This is a genomic window from Kitasatospora sp. NPDC096140 (assembly GCF_040303045.1).
Taxonomy (GTDB): Bacteria; Actinomycetota; Actinomycetes; order Streptomycetales; family Streptomycetaceae; genus Kitasatospora.
This window is the reverse complement of sequence record NZ_JBEOUW010000077.1, coordinates 1-21,089: the sequence shown is the minus strand read 5'-3', so window position 1 is coordinate 21,089 and position 21,089 is coordinate 1. Positions and strand designations below refer to the sequence as shown.

The 21,089-nt window shown below is 75.5% G+C and carries 17 protein-coding genes, 2 tRNA genes and 1 pseudogene; 6 read left to right on the top strand and 14 right to left on the bottom strand.

Translation table 11 applies throughout. From position 1 onward, the window contains the following. Positions 1 to 21: 21 nt before the first annotated feature. The 3 genes from ABT048_RS40245 to ABT048_RS40235 form a co-directional block, all read right to left on the bottom strand. A tRNA-Lys gene (locus ABT048_RS40245) sits at positions 22 to 95 on the bottom strand. Between the two features lie 68 nt (positions 96 to 163). Beyond that, a complete protein-coding gene (locus tag ABT048_RS40240) occupies positions 164 to 721 on the bottom strand; it encodes a bifunctional DNA primase/polymerase (RefSeq protein WP_350526612.1) in 558 nt (185 codons plus the stop codon). Positions 722 to 892: 171 nt separating this feature from the next. Further along, the gene (locus ABT048_RS40235; protein ID WP_350526611.1) at positions 893 to 1,249 is read right to left on the bottom strand and encodes a DUF8844 domain-containing protein; all 357 of its coding nucleotides are present in this window, start codon (positions 1,247 to 1,249) and stop codon (positions 893 to 895) included. 244 nt (positions 1,250 to 1,493) lie between these two features. Here ABT048_RS40235 and ABT048_RS40230 point away from each other — a divergent pair, with 244 nt between their 5' ends. Beyond that, entirely contained in the window at positions 1,494 to 1,814 is a 321-nt protein-coding gene (locus tag ABT048_RS40230; RefSeq protein ID WP_350526610.1) for a hypothetical protein, read from the top strand. A gap of 53 nt (positions 1,815 to 1,867) precedes the next feature. On the opposite strand, the gene ABT048_RS40225 is transcribed toward ABT048_RS40230, so the two are convergent. The 3 genes from ABT048_RS40225 to ABT048_RS40215 are packed head-to-tail and all read right to left on the bottom strand — an operon-like array spanning position 1,868 to position 6,095. Further along, positions 1,868 to 3,259: an AAA family ATPase gene (locus tag ABT048_RS40225; protein ID WP_350526609.1), complete on the bottom strand. Its 1,392-nt coding sequence runs from the start codon at positions 3,257 to 3,259 to the stop codon at positions 1,868 to 1,870. Next, positions 3,259 to 4,884, bottom strand: coding sequence for an ATP synthase subunit B family protein (locus ABT048_RS40220; protein ID WP_350526608.1), 1,626 nt, complete (start codon positions 4,882 to 4,884; stop codon positions 3,259 to 3,261). Before ABT048_RS40220 ends, ABT048_RS40225 begins: the two co-directional genes overlap by 1 nt. Next, positions 4,881 to 6,095: a hypothetical protein gene (locus tag ABT048_RS40215; RefSeq protein ID WP_350526607.1), complete on the bottom strand. Its 1,215-nt coding sequence runs from the start codon at positions 6,093 to 6,095 to the stop codon at positions 4,881 to 4,883. The genes ABT048_RS40220 and ABT048_RS40215 overlap by 4 nt, the downstream gene beginning before the upstream one ends. 266 nt (positions 6,096 to 6,361) lie before the next feature. Here ABT048_RS40215 and ABT048_RS40210 point away from each other — a divergent pair, with 266 nt between their 5' ends. Continuing rightward, positions 6,362 to 7,018, top strand: a complete 657-nt coding sequence (locus ABT048_RS40210; protein ID WP_350526606.1) for a histidine phosphatase family protein — start codon at positions 6,362 to 6,364, stop codon at positions 7,016 to 7,018. Positions 7,019 to 7,061: 43 nt separating this feature from the next. On the opposite strand, the gene ABT048_RS40205 is transcribed toward ABT048_RS40210, so the two are convergent. Beyond that, entirely contained in the window at positions 7,062 to 8,684 is a 1,623-nt protein-coding gene (locus tag ABT048_RS40205; protein ID WP_350526605.1) for an NsdA family TPR-like regulatory protein, read from the bottom strand. 260 nt (positions 8,685 to 8,944) lie between these two features. Between ABT048_RS40205 and ABT048_RS40200 the strand changes: the two genes are divergently transcribed. Continuing rightward, positions 8,945 to 9,457 carry a hypothetical protein gene (locus ABT048_RS40200; protein ID WP_350526604.1) on the top strand — a complete coding sequence of 171 codons (513 nt, stop codon included), beginning with the start codon at positions 8,945 to 8,947 and terminating at the stop codon, positions 9,455 to 9,457. Positions 9,458 to 9,678: 221 nt separating this feature from the next. Then, positions 9,679 to 10,584, top strand: coding sequence for a spermidine synthase (locus ABT048_RS40195; protein WP_350526603.1), 906 nt, complete (start codon positions 9,679 to 9,681; stop codon positions 10,582 to 10,584). A gap of 145 nt (positions 10,585 to 10,729) precedes the next feature. Here ABT048_RS40195 and ABT048_RS40190 read toward each other — a convergent pair whose 3' ends face one another. The 5 genes and pseudogenes from ABT048_RS40190 to ABT048_RS40170 all read right to left on the bottom strand — a co-directional run. Then, entirely contained in the window at positions 10,730 to 11,659 is a 930-nt protein-coding gene (locus ABT048_RS40190; protein WP_350526602.1) for a hypothetical protein, read from the bottom strand. Between the two features lie 110 nt (positions 11,660 to 11,769). Beyond that, positions 11,770 to 12,216 carry a DUF4442 domain-containing protein gene (locus ABT048_RS40185; RefSeq protein ID WP_350526601.1) on the bottom strand — a complete coding sequence of 149 codons (447 nt, stop codon included), beginning with the start codon at positions 12,214 to 12,216 and terminating at the stop codon, positions 11,770 to 11,772. Between the two features lie 147 nt (positions 12,217 to 12,363). Further along, a tRNA-His gene (locus tag ABT048_RS40180) sits at positions 12,364 to 12,439 on the bottom strand. A 169-nt stretch (positions 12,440 to 12,608) separates the two neighbouring features. Further along, on the bottom strand, positions 12,609 to 13,211 hold the full coding sequence (orn, locus tag ABT048_RS40175) for an oligoribonuclease (protein ID WP_350526600.1): 603 nt from the start codon (positions 13,209 to 13,211) through the stop codon (positions 12,609 to 12,611). An 868-nt stretch (positions 13,212 to 14,079) separates the two neighbouring features. Continuing rightward, positions 14,080 to 15,082, bottom strand: a pseudogene (locus ABT048_RS40170) (helix-turn-helix domain-containing protein); the annotation flags it as partial. Between the two features lie 1,103 nt (positions 15,083 to 16,185). Between ABT048_RS40170 and ABT048_RS40165 the strand changes: the two are divergent. Beyond that, positions 16,186 to 16,986, top strand: coding sequence for a GNAT family N-acetyltransferase (locus ABT048_RS40165; protein ID WP_350526599.1), 801 nt, complete (start codon positions 16,186 to 16,188; stop codon positions 16,984 to 16,986). A gap of 6 nt (positions 16,987 to 16,992) precedes the next feature. Here the strand turns inward: ABT048_RS40165 and ABT048_RS40160 are convergent, their stop codons facing one another. Next, positions 16,993 to 17,928 carry an HAD family hydrolase gene (locus ABT048_RS40160; protein WP_350526598.1) on the bottom strand — a complete coding sequence of 312 codons (936 nt, stop codon included), beginning with the start codon at positions 17,926 to 17,928 and terminating at the stop codon, positions 16,993 to 16,995. 1,078 nt (positions 17,929 to 19,006) lie between these two features. Here ABT048_RS40160 and ABT048_RS40155 point away from each other — a divergent pair. Further along, positions 19,007 to 19,471 (top strand): universal stress protein, encoded by a 465-nt coding sequence (locus tag ABT048_RS40155; RefSeq protein ID WP_402806398.1) that lies wholly within the window; start codon positions 19,007 to 19,009, stop codon positions 19,469 to 19,471. A gap of 233 nt (positions 19,472 to 19,704) precedes the next feature. Here the strand turns inward: ABT048_RS40155 and ABT048_RS40150 are convergent, their stop codons facing one another. Further along, on the bottom strand, positions 19,705 to 20,895 hold the full coding sequence (locus ABT048_RS40150; protein WP_350526597.1) for an acyl-CoA dehydrogenase family protein: 1,191 nt from the start codon (positions 20,893 to 20,895) through the stop codon (positions 19,705 to 19,707). Positions 20,896 to 21,089 lie beyond the last annotated feature (194 nt).

Below are 21,089 nucleotides of genomic sequence, written 5' to 3'. Positions count from 1 at the left end.
GAAGGGCCTTCCGGCTGTCTGTGCGCCGCCAGGGACTCGAACCCCGGACCCGCTGATTAAGAGTCAGCTGCTCTAACCAACTGAGCTAGCGGCGCCTGCTGACAGAGAAGACTCTAGCAGCGCCGTGCGTCCGAGCCAAAATCGAATACCGGTCGCCCGGCGTTCATCCGCCGGTCACGACGGCCGCCCCGGCGGGGACCGGCGCGCCCGGCTCGCGCGCCGCCCGGACGCAGGCCCACAGCACCACCGAGGCGCCCGGCAGCCAGGGCTCCCGGTCCTCCGGTGCGACGATCCACCGGCCGGCGCCGTGGCCGGGGGAGTCCGGGCTGTTCACCATGCGCTGCATCGGCGGCACGGTCACCGCGTCACCCTTGCCGTGGCAGAGCAGCGGCGGCACGTCCCGGGCCCACTCCTCCCAGGCCAGCAGCCGGCGCAGCCGGGGCGCCGCGCCCGGCTGGACGAACAGCAGGGTCCGCCCCCGGTAGGCCGCGACCGGCCCGCAGCCCGGGCCGGAGGCCCACAGCTCGTCCAGCACCCGGCGGCCGAACAGGGCCGGCATGCTGATCACGTCGAAGGCGCGCCCGCAGGGCAGCACCGAGGGCGCCCACGGGCGGGTCTCCCAGAGGGCGCGCATGCTGCGCGGGTACTCGCTGGCGGAGGCGAGCCAGGCCTCCCCGGCCACGCTGACGTACTCCACCGACTGATGCGTCCAGATCTCCACGCACAGCAGCCTGCGCCGTGCGCGCCGCCGGCAGGGCGGAAAGCCCCGTTCGCCGGACAGCGCGGCGGGGAACGGCGTACCCTTCCCGCCGCGCATATGCCAGCGGCCTGTGTCCGGGCGGGGGCGCGGCACACCGGACGCGGGCACTGGGCAGGGGAGCTCCGGGGGCGCTCAGTCCTCGTGGCGGCGCGGCTGGAGCAGCGTGCGGCCGTACTCGATCATCTTGGCGGCGTAGTCCGGGGTCCAGTCCGCCCGCACGGCGATCTCGGCGTCCGACAGGGCGTCGAACCGGCGCGGGTCGGCGAGCTGGGCGGCGGCGACGGCCTGGAAGTCGGTGGCCCGCTCGGCCGCCGCCCGGAAGGCCAGGGCCAGCTCGGTGGAGCGGCGCAGCAGCTCCGCCGGGTCCTCGATCGACTCCAGGTCGAAGAATCGTTCCGGCTCCGGTTCGGCGGACTGCGGCTCGAACAGCAGCTGCGCCGGACGCACGCGCCTGGTGGGCTCGGTCGACTCTGCAGGGGAGTCGGGCATGGACGGACACCTCCGGGGTCTCGGTGGGGCGGGCAGAGAGCTGCTCCGGGCTGCGCCGCCCGGGTTGTGGCCGTCGTCCATTGTCTCGCGGCGAGGGCCGGTAGCGGAACGGTGCGCGTGCGGGCGCTATTCCCCAGCGCGCGCCGCAGGCGTGCTCCGAGTGCCGCGCATCCGGATCGCGTGCGAACCGGTTGTGTCGGTGCGGTTCCGTGTAGTCCAGCCACCCACAGATCGGGGAGATCCCATGCACGTGCGGACGATCCTGCGCTTCGTCCTGCCCTTCGGCGCCCTGTCGGCCGCCTCCGCCCTCGGCCTGGCCACGGCGGCGCCGGCCGTCGCCGCCGAGACGGCGGTGGTGGTGCAGGGCGGGGTGAGCGCCCCGGGCGGCCCGTCGCAGGCGACCTGCCCCAGCGGCACCCACCTGACCGGCGGCGGGTACCAGCTGCCGGCCGGGACGCACGACACCGTCACCTACAACGGCCCGTCCCAGGACGCCCGCAGCTGGTACGTGCAGGCCGACCACACGGCCGTCAAGGCCTTCGCGGTCTGCGAGACCGAGGACTGACCGGGGGCCCCGGCCCCGGCCCGGGCGCCGATGCCCCGGACGGAGTCGGGCCGTTACCGCAGGCGGACCCGGTGGCCGGCCAGGTGGTGCAGCACCTCGTGGTTGGCCTCCCAGCCGTCCGGGAACGTCACCGGCACCCCCAACTGCACCGGCTCGGTGGCCGGGTGCTCGTCCAGCAGCTCGGCGATCCCGGCCCGGGCCACCACGATGCAGACGTGCCGGTGCCGGGAGGCGAGCACGCAGAGCCGTCCGGTCTCCAGGTGGAAGGCGGTCGCGTCGGGGCGGCCGGAGAGCGGGTGCAGCACCACGGTGACGTCGTACTCGCGCCCCTGCAGCCGGTTGGCGGTGTCCACCGTGACGGCTGGCCCGGCCGTGCCGTCCACCGGGACGCCGGCCTTGAGCAGGGCCGCGCGCACCGCCGCCGCCTGGTCCCGGTGGGCGGTGCCGACGGCGATCCGGTCCGCGGTGAGCGGCGCGTCGCCCTGCTCGGAGTGCGCCGTCAGCCCGCGCTCCAGCAGCCGGCGCACCGTCGCCGCGACCGCCGCGACGGCCTGCGGGTCGGTCCGGACGGTGTGCCGGGCGGGCAGCTCCAGCAGCGCCCAGCCGTGCTCGGCGGCCCGGTCGATCGCCGCGTCCAACGCCGAGCCGTCGGGACGGACGGTGCCGGTCATTCGGCGGTCGTCCGGGCCGGTGCCGGAGCGGAACGGGGTGTACGGGTAGAAGGCCCGGGAGATCAGCGGCGCCGCGCTGGCGGGCAGCCGCCAGGAGACCGGCAGCCGGTGCGGCTCGATCTGCGGGTTGTGCGCCAGCATGGTGACCACGGCGCTGCCGGACGGGTCGTACGACAGGCCGGCCCACTGCTCGGTGCCGACCACGGTGAACGGGTCCAGCTGGCCCGGGTCGCCGACGAACAGCGCCCGCTCGAACAGCCGGGCCACCGCGAGCAGGGCGTCCGAGCGCATCTGGTACGCCTCGTCGACGATCGCGTGCCGCCACGGCGCCTCGGCCCGCACCCACTGCCACTTGGCCGAGGTGGAGATCACCACGTCGTGCTCGACCAGGTCGGCGATCTTGTCCGAGGGCGTGACCCCGGCGTGCTTCAGCACCTCCGGGCCCGGACGGGAGTCCGCCGCGTGCAGCCGGCCGATCGTCAGGCCCGGCGCCTTCTCGGCCAGTCGGCCGACCAGGTCGTCCACCTGGCCGTTGGTCTGGGCGACGATCATCAGCCGCTCGCCGGCCTCGACCAGCTCGCGGGCGGCCCGCACCACGAGCGTCGACTTCCCGGCGCCGGGCGGCGAGTCCACCACCACGCCGCGCGGGGCGCCGGCCGGCGGGCGGACGGTCGCGGCCAGGATCCCGGCCACGGCCGCGTCGGCGGCCGCTCCCGGGGCCTGCTCGGGGTCCGGCCGGCCGTGCCGGTCCGGCCGGGGGGTCGAGGCGGTCATCACTCCCACTCCTCGGAGGCGGTCGCGGCGGGTACGGGCGGTGCGGCGCCGGGCGGGCCGCCGTGCGTCCAGGGGGTGTCGTCCGGCTCGGGCAGCGGCGCGGACTGGCGGACCGTCAACTCGAACAGGGTGAAGGTGACCGGCTCGCCGGGCTCGGGCAGGCTGCCCGGCTCCGGCTCCTTCCTGCGGCCCATGCCGGACAGCACCCGCAGCGTGATGGTGCCCTCGGCGGTGTCGACCGCCACGATCTCGGCCTTCTGCGCGGCCGGGCTCCCCGACTCCGGCCGGGGGGACCCCCACACCCGGTGCACCTCCCGGCCGAGGTCCGCGTGCGGGCGGTCGGCGGTGCGCAGGGTGACCAGCGGGCGGGGCTTGGGGGAGCGGCCGGTGGTGTCCCAGTCCGGCACCACCTCCGTCACCTCACCGCTGAACGCCTCGCCGGCCAGCCGGTGTTCGGCCATCGCCAGCGGGTCGTCCAGCGCCTCCTGGACGTCCAGCCGGGCCTGCTCGCGCTCGCGCTGGGCGAGTTTGCGGGCGGCGGTGACGGCGTCGTCCTGCCGGGGCTGCGGGGGCTCGCCCGCCGCCAGGCGGTCCCGGTGGCCGGTGTACGACCAGCGGTCGCCCGTCCAGCGCTCCTCCAGGTGGCCGGCCGGCGGCAGGCCGCGCAGCAGGTCCAGGCCCTGCCAGACGTCCCGCCAGGTCGGCAGCAGGACGGCCGTCAGCACCTCCTCCAGCTGCCCGACCGCGGCCCGCACCGCTGCCCGGGCGCGCTCGGCGGCGTCCTCGTCGTGCTGCTCGGTGCTGTGCCGCAGGGCGCCCACGGCGGAGTCGTAGCGGGCGATCGCCGGGGCGAGCACGGCCTCGTCGAAGCGGGGGTCGGTGGCCGGGCCGGCCGGCGGGTGCAGCAGCTGCCCGTGCTCGTCCCGCGCGGACTCGGCCAGCTCGGCGGCCTCGGCGCCGGTCAGACCGGGCGGCGGGCGGTGCCAGGCCAGCCGGGCCGCCAGGTGCTGGTCCTCCAGGTGGCTCTGGCCGGTGGCCCAGTGCCGCGCCAGCAGACCGGTCATCGGCAGCAGCAAGCTGGAGCCGGGCACCTGGGCGCGCTCGCTGAGGTGGGTCAGCCAGCGGCCCAGCAGCGGCACCCGGACCGGGGCCGGGTAGGGGCCCGGCTCGTCGTCCTCGACGGTGCGGCGGAAGCGGGTCGAACGGCCGATCAGGGCGAGGTGGTGGATCCCCGCGCCGTTCGGCACGACCAGCTGCGGGGCGTCCGCGCACAGTTCGCGGAACACCTGGGTCTTCTCGCCGGTCTCCGGGTCCTTCTCGGAGCCCTCGATCTGCTCGACGTCGTCGGCGAAGGACTCCAGGTAGGGCAGCAGGTCGGCGGCCAGCTCGGCCAGGAAGTCGAACCGCAGAGTGCGGTTGAGCGGCTGCGGCACCAGATGCAGCCGGGGCGCGTCCCGGTCGGTGCCCAGCATCATCGCCAGCGGCGCGCCGGCCTCACCGGCGGCGGTCAGCGGGACGAGCACCATCGGGCGGTCGGACAGGTGCCGGTGCCGGACGGTGGCCAGCGGCTCGGCCCGGCCGCTGCGGACGGCCTCCAGACGGGCCAGGGTGGTGAGGAGACTCATGCCTTCCCCAGGGCTTCCGCGCGCAGGGCGGCCGCGTAGGCCAGACGCTCGGCGGCGTCGTCCGCGCCGTCGTCCGTACCGCCCGCCCCGTCGGCGCCCGCGCCGCCGCCGGCGGCGGCCAGGGCCTCGGAGACCGTCCGGATGCTGCCCAGCTCGCCGCGCACGCCCCGGCCCAGCTGCTCGACCCGGTCGCCGCAGCGGGCCCGGGCCCGGCAGTGGAAGCCGAGCTCGCACGTGGACAGGCAGTCCGGGCTGTACGCGGCGGGCACCGCCTCGACCGCGGCGACCAGCTGCTCGGCGGACCGCGCCGGCGTGCCCGCCTCGTCGGACGCCAGGTCGAAGTCCGCGTCCGGCGGCAGCGCGTCCAGCAGCCGACCGATGCCGGTCATCCGGCTCAGCTGGCGGCGGGTGGTGGCCAGCTCGCGGCGGACGTCGACGGCGACCGCGGTCGGCCGGTTGCCGAAGTCCTTGGGGCAGACCAGCAACACGCTCGTCCGGGGGCTGCCGGGCAGAGCCTGCTCGGTGTAGGGGTCGTCGCCCAGGGGCAGCCCGGCCGCCGAAGCCGCGGCCTGCTGGAGCGCCAGCACGTACACGGCGGCCTGGCGGGCGGCGGCGCCGACCTTGGCCGGGTCCGCGCTGCCGTCGACCACCGGGAACGACTTGATCTCGACCACCGTGCACCGACCGCCGTGCACCACGAGCGCGTCCGGCTCCAGGTAGGCGGTGCTGCCGGCCACCTCCAGGCGCAGCAGCGGGTGGTCGAGCAGCGTCCAGGACTCCGGGTCGGCGGCGGCCCGGGCCAGCGCCTGGGCCGTCCGGTCGGCGCGGACGGCCGGGCCGGAGCGCTGCAGCAGGTCCGGCACCTCCAGCGGGGCGTGGCCGTCGACCGGGAGGTCGAGGTGGCGGCGCAGCGGCTCCAGCAGCGCGGCGTAGTCGTCCGCCTTCAGCCGGGACTCGAAGATCACGCCGCGGGCGATCGCGAAGGGGGACTGGCCGAAGGGGGCGGGGCGGCCGAGCCGGGCGGCCAGCGCCGACTTGTCGATCCCGGCCGCGTCGAGCACCGCACGGCGGTGACAACCCGGATTGGCCGCGAGCGCGGCGAGGGAACGGGCGTTCAGACTGCGCTGGAGGGCCGGTCCGCGCAGCTCGGCGAGCCGCTGGGCGAGCGGCTCAGCGGACCCGCCGGGCGGGACGTTCGTCGAGACGTTCATGGTGCGGCCCAGTGTCGCATCCGGGTCCGACAACGCGGTGCGGACCGGCCGCGGCGGACCGTGCGGGTGGCCTTACAGGTGGCCGTGCGGTGGCCGGAAGCGGTGCCCCGCGACCCGCCCGAACCAGCCTGCGCCCCGTCCGCACGGGCCTGCGACGGCGGCCGCACCGGCCCGCGATCGTGGCCGCCGCCCGGGTGGGGGATCATGGAACCCGGTGCTCGATGGTGAGACCGACCGTTGCACCGCCCCGTTGCGAGGAGCCCCCCATGCCCGCCCGAATAGTGCTGGTCCGCCACGGCGAGACCGAGTGGTCCGCCACCGGCCGCCACACCGGCCGCACCGACATCCCGCTGACCGACGAGGGCCGCGCGATGGCCCGGGCCCTCGGTGCCCGCCTCGCCCGGGCCCCCTGGGACGGCCTGCCGGACGCGCTCGTCTACACCAGCCCGCTCGGCCGCGCCAAGGAGACCTGCGCCCTGGCCGGCTTCGGCGACCGCGCGGTGGAGCGCCCCGAGCTGATGGAGTGGGACTACGGCCAGTACGAGGGCCGCACCGGCGCGGACATCCGGGCCACCGACCACCCCGGCTGGCTGATCTGGCGGGACGGCGTGCCCGGCGGCGAGAAGCTGTCCGAGGTGGCCGCCCGGGTGGACGACTTCCTCGCCGGCCTCCACCAGGAGCACGGCGTCCCCGAGCCGGACACCACCGTGATGCACTGCGCCGACCGGGACGTCGTCCTGTTCGCGCACGGCCACCTGCTGCGCATCCTGGCCGCCCGCTGGCTGGGCCTGCCGCCCGAGTTCGCGCAGCGGTTCAAGCTCGGTACGGCGGCGCTGTGCGTGCTGTCCTGGGAGTACGGCGCCCCGGCCGTGGAGATCTGGAACGACCTCTCCCACCTGGACGCCCTGAACGCCGGGCACTGACGCCCGGCTGCACCCCCGCCTCCGGCGGCCGCCGCAGCTCCGGCTAGGCGGCCGCCGCCCGGTCGTACTCGGCCAGGAACCGCCGCACCTCGGGCACCGCGGCGTGCGGGCGCAGCCGTCCCGCGGTGTCCGCCAGCATGCTCCGGATCCGGGCCGAGCGGACGTCCGCGAACAGCGCGACGGCGGACGAGCCGTGGTGCGCCGCGCCGGCCAGGTCCCCCCGGCCGAGGCGGTCGTGGGCCAGCTCGGCGGTGTACAGCACCCGGTTGCGCAGGAAGTGCGGCTCCTGCAGCGTCATGGCCAGCCCGGCCTGCTCGCTGGCGCGGTCCCAGTCGCCGAGGGCGGACCAGCACTGCGACTGGAGGCCGGCGATCTCGGCCTCACCGAAGAAGGACATCCACTCCGGATCGGCCTCGGAGTGACCGCGGCCGAACAGCGCGTACGCGCGGCCGAGTGCGCGTTCGCAGGCGGCGCGGTCCTGCAGCAGCGCCCAGGCGCCGGCCTCGCGCATCGCCAGCAGTGCGAGCAGTCGCTCGGAGCCCAGGCCCCGGGCGGCGACCTGCCCGGCCTGCGCGGCGCGCAGCGCCTCCCGGGGGCGGCCGGCGTCCCGGGCGAGGAAGGCGCTGTTGCAGAAGACGTGCGCCTCCAGTGCGGAGTCCCCGGCCATCCGGGCGGTGGCCAGCGCCTCGGAGTAGAACGAGCGGGCGTCCGCGAGCCGGTTCGAGTCGTGTGCCAACCACCCTACCGAGATGGCGAGTTCACCGGCCCCGGCCTGCAGCCGGCGTTCCGTCGCGGCGCTGTACTCGCCCTCGTTGAGCAGGACGTACGCGTTGCGCAGCGACTGCCCGGCGAGCTCGTAGAGGGCGTCGGCGCCGTGCGCGTCGTCGGCCAACCGGATGTCCCGGACGGCCTGTTCGACACCGAACACCTCGGCGGCGCCGACCCGGCGCAGCGGCGGCACCGGCCCGGGCCGGCCGGGCACCGGCGGGTCGGCCGACAGCAGCGACGGCGCGGCGAACTCCGCACCGGGAAGGGCGCCTCGGCCGGTGAGGACACCGGAGGCGCCGTCGGTGCCGGCCGACCGGCCGGCGGCCGTGGCCGGCCGGTCGATGCCGATCACGGCGGCCAGCGCGGTGGTGCCGCCGGCCAGGAACGTACGGCGACGCACGTCGTCGTTCTCCTCGTCGAGATAGGGCGATCCATCGGGCCCCCGGGGCACCGCGCCGGGACTCGGCCACGGGGGGCCTTCCGGGGCGGTTGGATCCGCGTACGGCGAGGCAGCGTACGGGAGTTGAGTGGAGAGTGGTGAGCGCGGGGCGGGCAGGGGCGGGAACGGCGGGTGGAGCGGAGGCGGCTCGGCCCGCCCGGCGCCGCCGTCCGCCGAGCGGCGGCGGACGGCGGTCCGGGGGGCGAAGCCGAGGTCGCCGAGCGTGCTGCCCGGCCACATGTGCCGGAAGACCCGCTCGTAGGCGTAGTTGGGGCAGCGGATCTCACCGGACTCGACCCGTCCGACGTAGCGGGCGTCGCAGGACACGTGCTCGCCGATCTCGCGGGCCGCCCGGCGCACCGCCATGGCGAACTCGCCGGGAGAGCGGTCGCCGCGCAGCGCGCGCATCACGGTGTTGGGGGACGGTCGGTTCGGCTCGGCCGGTGGGGTGGCTGCCATGGCGCCGAGAGTACTCGGAGTCACCGACCGGACACATGGGGTTCGCGGGAGATATGAGGGCAATCCCGGGCAGAGCGGGCGATGTTGCGGGATATCTGCCATGAAATGCCATGCCTTGCTGTAAGGCGCCCCGTGGCCTGGGGTGCATCCCCGGCGTTGTCCTGATACGTGGAAGCCCGGGCCGTCGCCCCGGCCCGTCCCAGCCCGGTGGCCCCTCCGGGCGGCGGTGCTTCCGGATCCGACGAGGTACAGGAGGGCCCATGATGGCCACCGGACTGCCGCAGCACCGACCCGTCGGCGGGGGCGTGATCGCCGGCGCAGTCCCCGCCCTGCTGCCCGATCCCGCCGACGACCGGATCCCCGGCCGGGGTCCGGTCGAGGGCGGCCACGGCCCCCGCAGCGGCCCCCGGCGCGAGCGCCTCGCCGACGAGGGCACCCTCGTCACCGCCTGTGACACCGTGACGGTCGCCCTGCGGCACGGTCTGGAGGCCGTCGACATCCTGAGGCTGCGCCGCGCCTGCGGCGTCGTGCTGCAGAGCCGCAACGGCAGCACCGTCTCCTTCCTCGTCCCGGCCGGCACCTGGGAGACCTGGCACCTGCCCGGCAGCTCCTGTACGGCCGGCGCCCTCGTCCCCTCCGCCACCGACCCGCGCTGGGTGATCCCGCCCGCCGGCTCCGGACCCGCCGCCCGCCCGACCGACGCCTGGGTGCTCCGCTCCGCCCTCTGCGAGGCCGCCTGCACGCTCACCGCAGGCGGCCTCGGCCCGTTCTAGCGGCCGTGCCGCGCGGATCCCGCCGGGCCGCGAGCACCGCTCGCCCCTCCGGCCCGATCCCCGTGGCACGGCCCTGACCGGTAGGTGTGCGCTTTCGGCGGCGGCGACTTCCCCTGCTGCGCTTGTAGGGGTCGGCGGCACCACCCTTCTGGCCTGCGGCGGCACCACCTTTCTGGCCTGCGGCGGCACCACCCGTCTGGCCTGCGGCGATAATGGCCGACATGGGACGAAGCAGTAGGGCCGCGCGTGGCGGCGAGGCGGCGGCCACGACCGGCGCGGGTGGCCGCACCCACGCCCAGGGGCCGCTCACCCGCCCCGTCGGCTCCGGGCTGGCCGAACTGCGGCCCGACCGCGATCGCCCCGCCGCGTGGTCGCTGCTGATCGACGGCGCCCCGCAGTCCATGGTCGACCTCGCCGATCCCACCCACCTCGGCTTCGAGTACCAGCGGCGGCTCGGGCACCTGATCGACCTGGTCGCCGCGCCGGGCCGCCCGTTGACCGTCCTGCACCTGGGCGGCGGCGCCCTCACGCTGGCCCGCTACGTCGCCGCCACCCGGCCGCGTTCCCGCCAGCAGGTCGCCGAGATCGACACCGCGCTGACCGAACTCGTCCGGGCCGAACTGCCGTTGGACCGCGGCTGGCAGATCAAGGTGCGCGGCGGGGACGCCCGCAGCGTGTTGGAGCGCACCCCCGAGGGCACCGTCGACCTGGTCATCACCGACGTCTTCTCCGGCGCCCGCACCCCGGCCCACTGCACCACCGTCGAGTTCACCACCCTCGCCGCCCGCGCCCTGGCCCCCGGCGGCTGGTACTCCGCGAACATCGCCGACGGCGGCGCCCTCCCCTTCGCCCGCTCCCAAGTGGCCACCCTCGGCGCGGTCTTCCCCGAACTCTGCCTGATCGCCGACCCGGCCGTCCTGCGGGGCAAGCGCTTCGGCAACCTCGTCCTGGCCGCCGCCCACACCCCCCTCCCGGTCACCGACCTCACCCGCCGTGCCGCCTCCGACCCGGCTCACGCCCGGGTCGAACACGGCCGCGGCCTCACCGACTTCGCCGCCGGAGCCGCGCCGGCGACGGACGCCACGGCCGCGCCGTCCCCGGAACCGCCGCCGGGCGTCTTCCGCTGACGGCGGGCGGGCGCCGTCCGGCCCCGTCGGGCCCGTCGAGCCCCGCTGTGCCGGGTACCGCGTCTCGGCAGCCGCTCTCGTGCGCCCCGGTCCCGGTGCGAACTCCCTGCGACGGCGGCGGAGGCCGTCAGGTCGGGGCGCCTCGCTAGTGGCCGCGCGGAAGCCCGCGGTGCTTGCACATGGCCGCCCCGGTGAGCAGCAGCCCGGCGGCGATGGGGGCGAGTACGGCGGTGGCGGTGGCGGAACCGTGGTGCACGGGGGTCACCGTGGCGGTGTCGGCGATGGCGAGGGTCTCGGGCGTCCCGCCGGCGCCCGGTGCGGCAGGGCCGGCGGGGGCCGTCGTCGCGTCACGGTCGGTGGAGGCCCCGGTCACCGGGTCGGTCTCGGAGGCCTCCAGGACGGGTGGGGTGTCCGCGCCCTCGCGCTGCCGCGGCACGGTGGAGCGGGTGGCGCCGGGGTGCGTCTCGGCGGAGGGCGGGGCCGCGGGCTCGCCGTCGCGGACGGCGCGGGCCTCGGCCGGGTCGGCCTGGGCGGGGTCGGTGTCGAGCAGGCCGGAGGCGATCGCGAAGGCGTCGGGGACGGCCGCCCGCTGGCCGGGGAGGGGCAGTCCGCCGGCCCGGATCCGATCCTGCAGGCTGCCGCCGGACGTCCCGGCGGCCCCGCCGGCCGAGCCGTCGGCGAGGCCCCCGGGAGGCCCGGGGGAGCGGCGCGGCGCTTCGCCCGCCGACGGCCCCTGCCCGACGGGGCGTTCGGCTGACTGCCCGTCGGGTGCGGGGGCGCCGGGTGCGGCCGCGTCGAGCGTCGGTGCATCGAGCGTCGGTGCGTCGAGGGCCGGTGCGTCGAGGGCCGGTGCGCTGTGCGGGACGCGGCGGACGGCGGGTCGGGCCGGTTCCGGCAGCGGATCGGCGGACGCCGCGTACGCTCCGGCCACGCCGAGGCCCCAGAGCTGTGCGAGCAGGGCTCCGGCCGCCGCCACGGCGCGGGGGCGGGGCAGCCACCGCGCGATCCCGCGCCGGGCTCCGGCGACGCCGTGGGAGGCGGGTTCCCGGGGCTCGGTCGCGTGATTGGCTCGCACGTGAGTTGAGAACGAGCGGACGGGTGGTGAGGTCACGCCCGCCGTCACGGACAGTCATCGCGAGAGTGGCCCCGGGCCGGCGTTCCCCGGGGCCACCGACCGCGCGGCGGTCAGGAGTTGGGACGCAGGGTCCAGGTGACCGTCATCACACCGGTGACGGCGCCGTCGGCGCGGGTGATCTCGACGGTGACCGGGAACTCCGGGCGGTCGCCGGCGTCCAGCTCGGCGACGATCTCGGCGGCCGGGCGGCCGAGCACGGCGGTGGCGGTGACCTCACCCATGGCGAGCTTCTTGTACGCGATCTCGGCGTTCACGGCCAGCGGCACGGCGCGGGACAGCTGGTCGCCGAAGGCGGCGAGCACGATGCAGCCGCTGGCGGACTCGGCGAGCGTGAACATCGCGCCGGCGTGCGGGCCGCCGACGTGGTTGTGGAACTCGGGCTGGTCGGGCAGCCGGAGCACGGCGCGCTCCGGGGTGGTCTCCAGGTACTCAAGCTTCAGGGTGTGCGCCATCGGCACGGTGGCGTCGAGCATCTGGCCGATCTTAGGTGTGGTCATGGCGACGATGTTACTAGCCGGTAGCTTGCGGCGGCAGGGGCCGATCGGAAAAGCCGGGCCACCGGGCGCAATTGAAGGGGTGCGAGATCGGGGAACGCGAAAACGCCCGAGGGGCCGATCTCTTGAAGAGATCGGCCCCTCGGGCTCTGGGGTGAGTGACGGGACTCGAACCCGCGGCCACCTGGACCACAACCAGGTGCTCTACCAACTGAGCTACACCCACCATCTGTCCGGTCCGTTCCCGCTCTCGCGTTCCCGTTCCGACAGGAAGAACTCTACAGGATCCGAGAGGGTGCTCGCGCCAGGGTTCCGTTCCGGCGGACGCGGCACCCCCGCGGACCCTGATCCGGGCCGCCGCCGGGTGCTCCCGGGTGCTCCGGGGTGCTCCCGGGTCAGCTCGTGGGGGCCTGGTGCTTCGCGGCGATGGTCCGCGCGGTGTCGGCGTCCGGGCCGGGCTGGGGGACGAACACGGCCTCGCGGTAGTACCGCAGTTCGGCGATGCTCTCCCGGATGTCGGCGAGCGCCCGGTGGTTGCCGCCCTTCTGCGGGCTGTTGTAGTACGCCTTCGGGTACCAGCGGCGGGCCAGCTCCTTGATCGAGGAGACGTCCACGATCCGGTAGTGCAGGTGCTTCTCCAGGGCCGGCATGTCCCGGGCCAGGAAGCCGCGGTCGGTGGCCACCGAGTTGCCGCACAGCGGCGTCTTCCCGGCCTCCGGCGCGTGCTCGCGCACGTACGCGAGGACCCGCTCCTCGGCCTCGGCGAGGGTCACCCCCTGCTCCAGCTCCTCCAGCAGGCCGGAGGCGGTGTGCATCGCGCGCACCACGTCCGGCATGTTCGCCAGGGCCTCCGCCGGCGGCCGGATGATGACGTCCACGCCCTCGCCGAGGACGTTCAGCTCGGAGTCCGTCACCAGCACCGCGACCTCGACCAGGGCGTCCCGGTCGAGGTCGAGGCCGGTCATTTCACAGTCGATCCATACCAAACGGTCATTCACGCAACTCACCCTACGGCGCGATCACGCGCCGCGGGGACCGGTGGAGCCGAGCGGGGTGCCGGAGCACAGCCTTCGGCCTGGTGCTCCTCCGCCCCGCCGTGCGCGCCGCGGCCGTCCGCGTGCTCGCCCTCCCGGCCGGTGCGGACCGCGTGTCCGTCCCGTCCGGCACGGGCCTCGCGCGCCGTCCGGGCACCGTCGGCCGCGGGCCGACCGCCCTGGGAGCGGACCTGCGGCGCCCGTGCCTGCCGGCCGCGGAGCTCGCCTGCCCCCGCCCCCGGTGCGGGCTGCCCGGCCGGGGCCGGCATCCGTCCGGCGGCCGCACCGTGACCGCGACCGGCCGCGCCCGGCTCGTCCGCGGGCCGTTCGACCGCGCTGCGGTGCCCCTGGCCCTGACCGCGCGCCCCCGGCTGGGGCAGGCCGTCCTCGGCCGCTGCGTGCTCGGCGGTGCGCGGCGGACGTCCCGCACCCGACCCCGCCTGCGGCGGGACCAGCGGCGGCCGCACCGGACCGCGCCCCGCCGCACCCTGCTGCCCGGGGTGCGGCTGCTGCGCGGCGGTCTGGTGCGGGTACGGCTGACCGGCGCGGGCGTGGAAGGCCTGGGCGGCCGGCGTCCCGGCCTGTCCCGGACCGAACCCGACCGGCTGGCCGTGCGCACCCGGCTGACCGTGGCCGACCGGCTGCCCGTGCACCGGCTGTCCGTGCGGACCGACGGGCACCGCTGCCCCCGGCGCGAACGGCTGTGCCGACGGCCCGCCGTGCGCCCCGCCGAACAGCGCACCGCCCGCCGCGGAGGAAGCGGCCGCGTGCGACAGCGCGCCGGGCAGCCGCAGGTCGCCGCCGTGCGCACCGGCCGCCCCGGGCGACTGCTGCCCGGGACGACGCGCCCGGTAGCTGGTCCGGTACGCGGCCGGGGACACCCCGAGCTGGCGGCGGAAGTGCCCGCGCAGCGCCACCGGCGAACGGAACCCGCACCGGCGCGCGACGTCGTCCACCGACAGCTCCGAGGTCTCCAGCAACCGCTGCGCCTGGAGCACCCGCTGGGTGATCAGCCACTGCAGCGGGGCACTGCCGGTGAGCGTGCGGAACCGCCGGTCGAAGGTGCGCCGGCTCATGTACGCGCGGGCCGCCAGCACCTCGACGTCGAACTGCTGGTTGAGGTTCTCCAGCGCCCAGGTGACCACCTCGGCCAACGGGTCGTTGCCGATCTCCTCCGGTAAAGACTGATCGATGTACTGCGCCTGTCCTCCGCCGCCACGGCGACTGGGCACCACCAGGCGGCGGGCCAGCGCGTTGGCCGCCTCGGCGCCGTGGTCGCTGCGCACCACGTGCAGGCACAGGTCGATGCCGGCGGCGGTGCCGGCCGAGGTGAGCACGTCGCCGTCGTCGACGAAGAGCTCGCGCGGGTCGACGTGGACCCGCGGGTAGCGCTTGGCCAGGGTCGGCGCGTACATCCAGTGGGTTGTGGCCGGCCGACCGTCGAGCAGGCCGGCCGCGGCCAGGACGAAGGCGCCGGTGCAGAGGCCGATGATCCGGGCGCCCTCGTGGTGGGCCTTGCGCAGGGCGGTGATGGCCTCGACCGGCGGGGGCTGGGAGATCGAGCGCCAGGCCGGTACGACGATCGTGCCGGCCCGGGCGAGGGCCTCCAGGCCGTACGGGGCGGAGAGGGTCAGGCCGCCGGTGGTCGCCAGCGGGCCCTCCTCGCCGGCGCAGACCAGCAGGCGGTAGCGGGGCACCCCGGCATCCTGGCGGTCCACGCCGAAGACCGAGAGCGGGATGGAGCTCTCGAAGATCGGGGCGCCGCCGAAGATCAGCACCGCGACGGTCTCCCGGCGGCGTCGGCCCGACAGCTTGCGCGGCGCGGCGGCCGCCACCGCGGAGAGCGAGCCGTTCGCACCGGGTCCGCCGCCGTGGCCCAGCGGCCCGTGGCCGGGGGCGGAGCCGAGCGCGAGTCCGCCGAGCGGGCCGCCGACGGCTCCGGAGGCGCCGTTGGGGCCCGGAGCAGCGCCGCCGGGGTAGGCGGGGTGGGCGGGATGCCCGGAGTAGGCGGGGTAGCCGGGGTGGCCCGCGTAGCCCGGGTGCTCGCCGCCGTAGGCCGGGGTGTGGCTGACGAGGCCTCGGCTGACGGGCTGTCCGCCGGTCGCTTGGGCCCCGATCGACTGGCCGCCGATCGACTGGCCGCCGATCGACTGGCCGCCGCCGACGACATTCCCGCCGCTGACGGGGTGTCCGGCGGCTTGCAGGCCGCCGGTGTTCTGTCCGGGGCCGTTCTGTCCGGGGCCGTTCTGCCCGGAGCTGCTCTGCCCGGCGAACGGGGGCTGGCCACCGTACGGTGCCGCCGCGCCGTGCTCGGCGGCGGCCGGGTTCGCGCCCGGGCCGCCGACGGGGGAGTGCGCTGCGGGGTGCGAGGGGTACGGGACGGCGCCCGGGGTGCGGGTGCTGGCGGCGATCGCGGAGGTGGCGGAGGTGCCGGTGCTTCTCGCGGATCGACCCGCGGTGCCGGCCACCGCCTGGCCGCTGTCAGGACCCGCGTCGCTCCTGCTCACCCTGCTCAAGGCGCTCAAGCCCCCTCGGTGGTGTGGTGTGGGTGGTGCGGCACTGCTGGCCAAGATCGAAATCTATCGGGTGGACCATTGCCGTTGTGACAAGTTCACCATCCGACGCTATGTCGACATGGCAATTTGGCGTGATGCATTCGATCACGAAGCGTGGCACCCGTCGACCCTTCTGGGAAGAGGGCCGGGGCAACGGTGGCTGGTTGTCGCGGGGCCGTTCCTGGGGTGTCCGGCCCGCGTGCGCCCGATCGGCGGGTCTGGGCTGCGGATTTGCCCAAGGGGGAGGGATCGGCGCGAAATTGACCGAAAATCGGCGGTGCACGAGAGGGCGCACGGGCACGAGTCGTGCGCCTCCCAGGCTTCATCCGGCCAAGCCTGGTGCGGCGGAACCGCTATCCGGACCGTCGGGTTACGGTCCTGCCGTGAACAGCGACAGCCGGCTCGAACGGGCCAACGACAACGCCGCCGCCTTCTGGCTCGCCCAGGCCCGGGTGCACGGCTGGCGGTCCCGTGTCCGGCCCGGCCTGACGGCGGTCCGCTGCGCCCGCACCCCGGACGACGCGCACCGCATCCTGGTGACCCGCCCCTACGCCGAACCCGGCACGGTGGAAAAGGAGTTGGCGGACCTGTTGAGCGCGTGGTCGACCGTGCACTTCACCGTGGAGGACCCGTACGGCGGGCTCGACCTCTCCCGCTTCGGGGCGACCCGGATGCCGGAGATGCCGGTGATGGTCCGGGAGCCGGGCCCGGTCGAGGGTGCGACGACCGCCCTGCCCGCGGTGTACGGGGCGCACGGGGGCGGCAGCCTGACGGTCGATGAGGTGCTGGACGGGGACGGCTTCGCGCTGGTCGAACGCGCGATCGTGGAGGGGTTCCCGCTGCCCGCCCGCCGGCCGTGGGTGCGCGGTGAGGCGCTCCCGGAGCAGTTGCTCGGCGAACCCGGGTGGCGGGCGTGGCTCGGCCGCGTCGACGGCGCCGTCGCGGGCACCTGCCTCACCTACGACGACGGACGGGCCACCGGCGTGTACTGGGTCGCCACCCTGCCCGACCGGCGCGGCCGCGGAGTCGCCAAGGCCGTCCTGCGGACGGCGCTGGCCCACGCGCACCCGGACCGCCCGGCCACCCTGGTCGCCACCACGCTCGGCGAACCGCTCTACCGCAAGCTCGGGTTCGTCGAGCAGGCCCGAACCCGCTGGTGGAGCCGTACGTCGGCGGAGGGCTGACGGGCGCTACCCGGCAGCCGCCGCGACGCCGGTGCGGGCGTCGGCGATCACGGCAAACCCGGCTGATCGGTTTCGGACACCGGACCCGGCTCCGGTGCCCGGCGCGCTGCCCGCCCCGGCGTTCGCAGGAACGGGCGCATTCGGACCCGCCGGGGCGGACGTTGTCGAACGTGCGCCGGACCGTGCGCCGACCAGCGCCTCCTCCGCCCCCACCGGCACTCCGGCAGCCCTCCGCCGGGCGGTCCCGCCGCTGCGGATCCCCGGCCGGGGCGACGGCGCGTTCCGCGCGGCGAGCACCTGGCCGACGGCCTCCGGCAGCCCGGCCGCCTTCAGCGTCGGCCGGTAGCCGCTCTCCGCCCACGGCCGGCCGTGGTGCAGCCAGACGCTGCGCAGTCCGGTCAGTTCGGCCCCGGCGATGTCCGCGGGCGCGTGGTCCCCGATCATCCAGGTGTGCGCGGCCCAGTCCCCGGTGGGCGCGATGCCGCAGCGCTGGGCGGCCATCTCGAAGATCAGCGGATCCGGTTTGACGCAGTCCGCCTCCTCGGAGATGACCCAGCCGTCGACCAGTGGCCCCAGACCGGTCCGCCGGATCTTCTCCAACTGCGGCCGGGTGCCGCCGTTGCTGACGATCCCGAGCGTCCACCCGGCCGCCCGCGCGGCCTGCAGGGCCTCGATGTGCCGGGGCGGGCAGTGGATGTGGGAGTTGATGCCGCGTCGGTAGTGAGCGAGCAGGAAGTCGGCGGAGACGTCCAGGCCGTAGCGGCGCCGAACCGCGGACAGTACGGTGCTGCGCGGCACGTAGCCGCCGCCGTCGATGGTGACGAACCAGTCGAGGTCGCCGGGCGGAAGGCCGTGATCGGACAGGAAGTCCTGCGCCCACGCCCGGAAAGCGGCGTCCCGGGGGAGCAGCGTGTTGTCGAGGTCGAACAGGAGCAGGGGCATGCCGAGCATGGTGCCAGCGCCTGCGGCTATGCACCTGGCAAATGCCAGAGCGCGTCGCGAAGCCGTACCAAGTGGCTGGATCGGGCTCCGACAGCTGGCGTACGGATCCCGTCCGGGCCGGGGGCGGGTGGTGCAGGGGCAGGTCGGTGGGGTTGTCGTGACCGCCGGGGCGTAACGGTTCGCGACGTGCCGCAACGGATCGTCGCCGATCAATGACAGTCCGGTCACGGTGTCCCGCGGGCCTGTTGCGCCGCCCGGTCCGCTCAGTCAAGCTCCAGGGAACCTCCTTTCCGGAGGGGGCGCGATCGCCTGCGGACAGGGCGCACTGCCACGGCGGGCGCATCCTCCTTTCGCGGGAACAACGTCGCTCCGGGGCTTCGCCGCTGGGCCTGGCCCCGCGCCCGTCGTACTCTGAAAGGAACAGGTCACATACGGTGCTGCGCGGTGCAGACCGACGTCATCCCGTGGGCGGGCCTGCTGCCCGGGCAGCGTTGTCCTCTCCTGTCGGCCCCTCTCCCTCGAAGAGCCGTGAGCCATGGCTGGTTTTGAGCCTCCCCGACCGGTCGAACCGGACTCGCCCCGCAGTGCGGGAGCGGCGACCGGGAGTGGAGACGGCGTCCGCACGAACCTCGGTCCGGTCGACGGGCATGCCGTCGAGCGCACCGACGGCGGCACGGGTGACCTTGCGGACGGCCCCGCGAACCGCAGAGCGGACGGAGCGGGAGCGGACGGAGCGAACGGCGGCCCTGCCGACGAGCACCGGGACGCGCACGCCGCTGGGCATGCCGGTGCGTACGTCGAGCCGCGAACCGTTGCTCGCGGGGAGGCCCCGGGGCGCGTCGAGGCGACTCGGCCTGCCGAGCCGGCCGCAGGTGGCGACGGACCCCACGGTCTCGCGCGCGCTCTGCGTGGTCTCGCCCGCCGTGGCAGCCTCGCCCGCCGTGACCGCTCTGGGCCCCGCCAACGGCGCGGAGAGGCCCCGGCCGACCCTGCGGGGCCTCCGGTGACGGGCCGCCTGGGCCCGGGCGCTGAGCGTCCGGAAGCGGCTTCCGGCGCGGCCGACCGGTTCGACGGGCTCATCGAGCCGTCGGTGCAGGACACCCCCGCGCCGTCGCTCGACCCGACGTTCCAGCACGGTGTGGTGGTCGGCTTCGACGGCTCGTTGTCGAGCGAGCGCGCGCTCGCCTACGCGGTCGGCATGGCGCGCCGTTCGCAGTGCGGCCTGGTGATCGTGCACGTGGCCAACCGCCTGCCGGCCACGGTCTGGGCCGGCTGTGAGCCTCCCGTCTTCGTCGACCTCCCCGATCACCGGACGGAGGTCCTCGGCCTGGAGCTCGCCTGCGCGGACTTCCTCGCCGGGGTGCCGTGGATCCTGGTCGAGCGCGGCGGCGACATCTGCCACGAGATCGAGGAGGTCGGCCGCGAGTACGCCGCCGACGCGATCGTCGTCGGCACGACGCACGGCCTGCTCGGCAAGATCTTCGGCTCGGTCTCCGGCCGGCTGGCGCGGCGGGCCAACCGACCGGTGATCGTGATCCCCTGAGGGATCGTCCGGTTGCCTCCTCCTGTCGCCTCTCCTGTTGCCTCCTCCGCCATGGCCCGCTCCTCAACTCCGTTGATGGAGTGGGAGGTTGACCCGGCGGGCTCGGCTCAGGCCGTGGCTGCCGCAGAAACCTCCGCAGCCGTCACGGCCCCCGCAGTCGCCGCGGCCGTGACGGTCACGAAGGCGCCGTCACGGCCGCGCCGGTCACCGACCCGACGGTCGGCGACGCGCGGTCACGAGGTGATGCCGAGCTCCCGGGCGATGAGCATCCGCTGGACCTCGGACGTGCCCTCCCCGATCTCCAGGATCTTGCTGTCGCGCCAGAAGCGCGCCACCGGGAATTCGTTCATGAAGCCGTACCCGCCGTGGATCTGGGTCGCCTCGCGGGCGTTGTCGACGGCGGCCTCGGACGAGTACAGCTTCGCGATCGCGGCCTCCTTCTTGAACGGTTCACCGTGCAGCATCCGGGAAGCGGCGTCCCGCCAGGCCAGGCGGGAGGTGTGGGCGCGCAGCTCCATGTCGGCAAGCTTGAACTGGACGGCCTGGTTGGCGCCGATCGGCCGGCCGAAGGCCCGGCGCTCGCCGGCGTACTTCACGGACTCGTCGACGCAGCCCTGGGCCAGGCCGGTGGCCAGGGCCGCGATCGCGATGCGGCCCTCGTCGAGGATCCGCAGGAACTGGGCGTAGCCTCGGCCACGCTCGCCCAGCAGGTTGGCCGCGGGAACGCGGCAGTCGGTAAAGGACAGTTCGCGGGTGTCGGATGCGTTCCACCCGACCTTCGAGTACTTCTTCGAGACCTGGAACCCCGGGGTCCCGGTGGGCACGATGATGGAGGAGATCTCCCGCGAGGGCGAGCGGAATTCGCCTTCTTCACTCGAACGAGCGATCGGTTCGGTGAGCGCGGTGACGGTGACCAGGCCGGTGATGTCGGTACCGGAGTTGGTGATGAAGCACTTGGTGCCGTTGATGACCCACTCGTCGGTGGCCTCGTCGTACCGCGCGGTGGTGCGGGTGGCGCCGGCGTCCGAGCCGCCCTCCGGCTCGGTGAGGCCGAAGGCGCCGAGGAGTTCGCCCGAGGTCAGCCGGGGCAGCCACTCGCGCTTCTGCTCCTCCGTGCCGAAGCGGTAGATCGGCATCGCGCCGAGCGAGACGGCGGCCTCCAGCGTGATCGCCACCGAGGAGTCGACGCGGGCGAGTTCCTCCAGGGCGAGGCCGAGGGCGAAGTAGTCGCCGCCCATGCCGCCGTACTCCTCCGAGAAGGGCAGGCCGAAGAGGCCCATCCGCCCCATCTCGCGGACGATCTCGTAGGGGAACTCCTCGCGCTCGTAGAACTCGCCGATCTTCGGCGCCACCACGTCCTGGGCGAACTCGGCGACGGTGCGCCGGAGGTCCTCGTACTCGCTGCTGAGTCGGTGGTCGAGCATGGTGATCCTCCTGATGCCCGGCCTGGTGGCCGCGGGCGTGGGCGGGACGACCGGCGTCGGTCGGTCGGACGGACGCGCGGGTGCGGTCGGGGGTGGGTGGATGAGGGACGGGCGGGGTGCGGGGCGCCGGCCGGACCGTACGGCAGATCGGAAGAGCGTCGGGTCGGGACAGAGTGTCCAATAGAGCGGGTAGA

Excerpts from the sequence above, each read along its gene's own strand:
- ABT048_RS40235 (WP_350526611.1), bottom strand. The coding sequence starts at position 1,249 with ATGCCCGACTCCCCTGCAGAGTCGACCGAGCCCACCAGGCGCGTGCGT.
- ABT048_RS40230 (WP_350526610.1), top strand. The coding sequence starts at position 1,494 with ATGCACGTGCGGACGATCCTGCGCTTCGTCCTGCCCTTCGGCGCCCTG.
- ABT048_RS40225 (WP_350526609.1), bottom strand. The coding sequence starts at position 3,259 with ATGACCGCCTCGACCCCCCGGCCGGACCGGCACGGCCGGCCGGACCCC.
- ABT048_RS40220 (WP_350526608.1), bottom strand. The coding sequence starts at position 4,884 with ATGAGTCTCCTCACCACCCTGGCCCGTCTGGAGGCCGTCCGCAGCGGC.
- ABT048_RS40215 (WP_350526607.1), bottom strand. The coding sequence starts at position 6,095 with ATGAACGTCTCGACGAACGTCCCGCCCGGCGGGTCCGCTGAGCCGCTC.
- ABT048_RS40210 (WP_350526606.1), top strand. The coding sequence starts at position 6,362 with ATGCCCGCCCGAATAGTGCTGGTCCGCCACGGCGAGACCGAGTGGTCC.
- ABT048_RS40205 (WP_350526605.1), bottom strand. The coding sequence starts at position 8,684 with ATGGCAGCCACCCCACCGGCCGAGCCGAACCGACCGTCCCCCAACACC.
- ABT048_RS40200 (WP_350526604.1), top strand. The coding sequence starts at position 8,945 with ATGATGGCCACCGGACTGCCGCAGCACCGACCCGTCGGCGGGGGCGTG.
- ABT048_RS40195 (WP_350526603.1), top strand. The coding sequence starts at position 9,679 with ATGGGACGAAGCAGTAGGGCCGCGCGTGGCGGCGAGGCGGCGGCCACG.
- ABT048_RS40185 (WP_350526601.1), bottom strand. The coding sequence starts at position 12,216 with ATGACCACACCTAAGATCGGCCAGATGCTCGACGCCACCGTGCCGATG.
- ABT048_RS40160 (WP_350526598.1), bottom strand. The coding sequence starts at position 17,928 with ATGCCCCTGCTCCTGTTCGACCTCGACAACACGCTGCTCCCCCGGGAC.
- ABT048_RS40150 (WP_350526597.1), bottom strand. The coding sequence starts at position 20,895 with ATGCTCGACCACCGACTCAGCAGCGAGTACGAGGACCTCCGGCGCACC.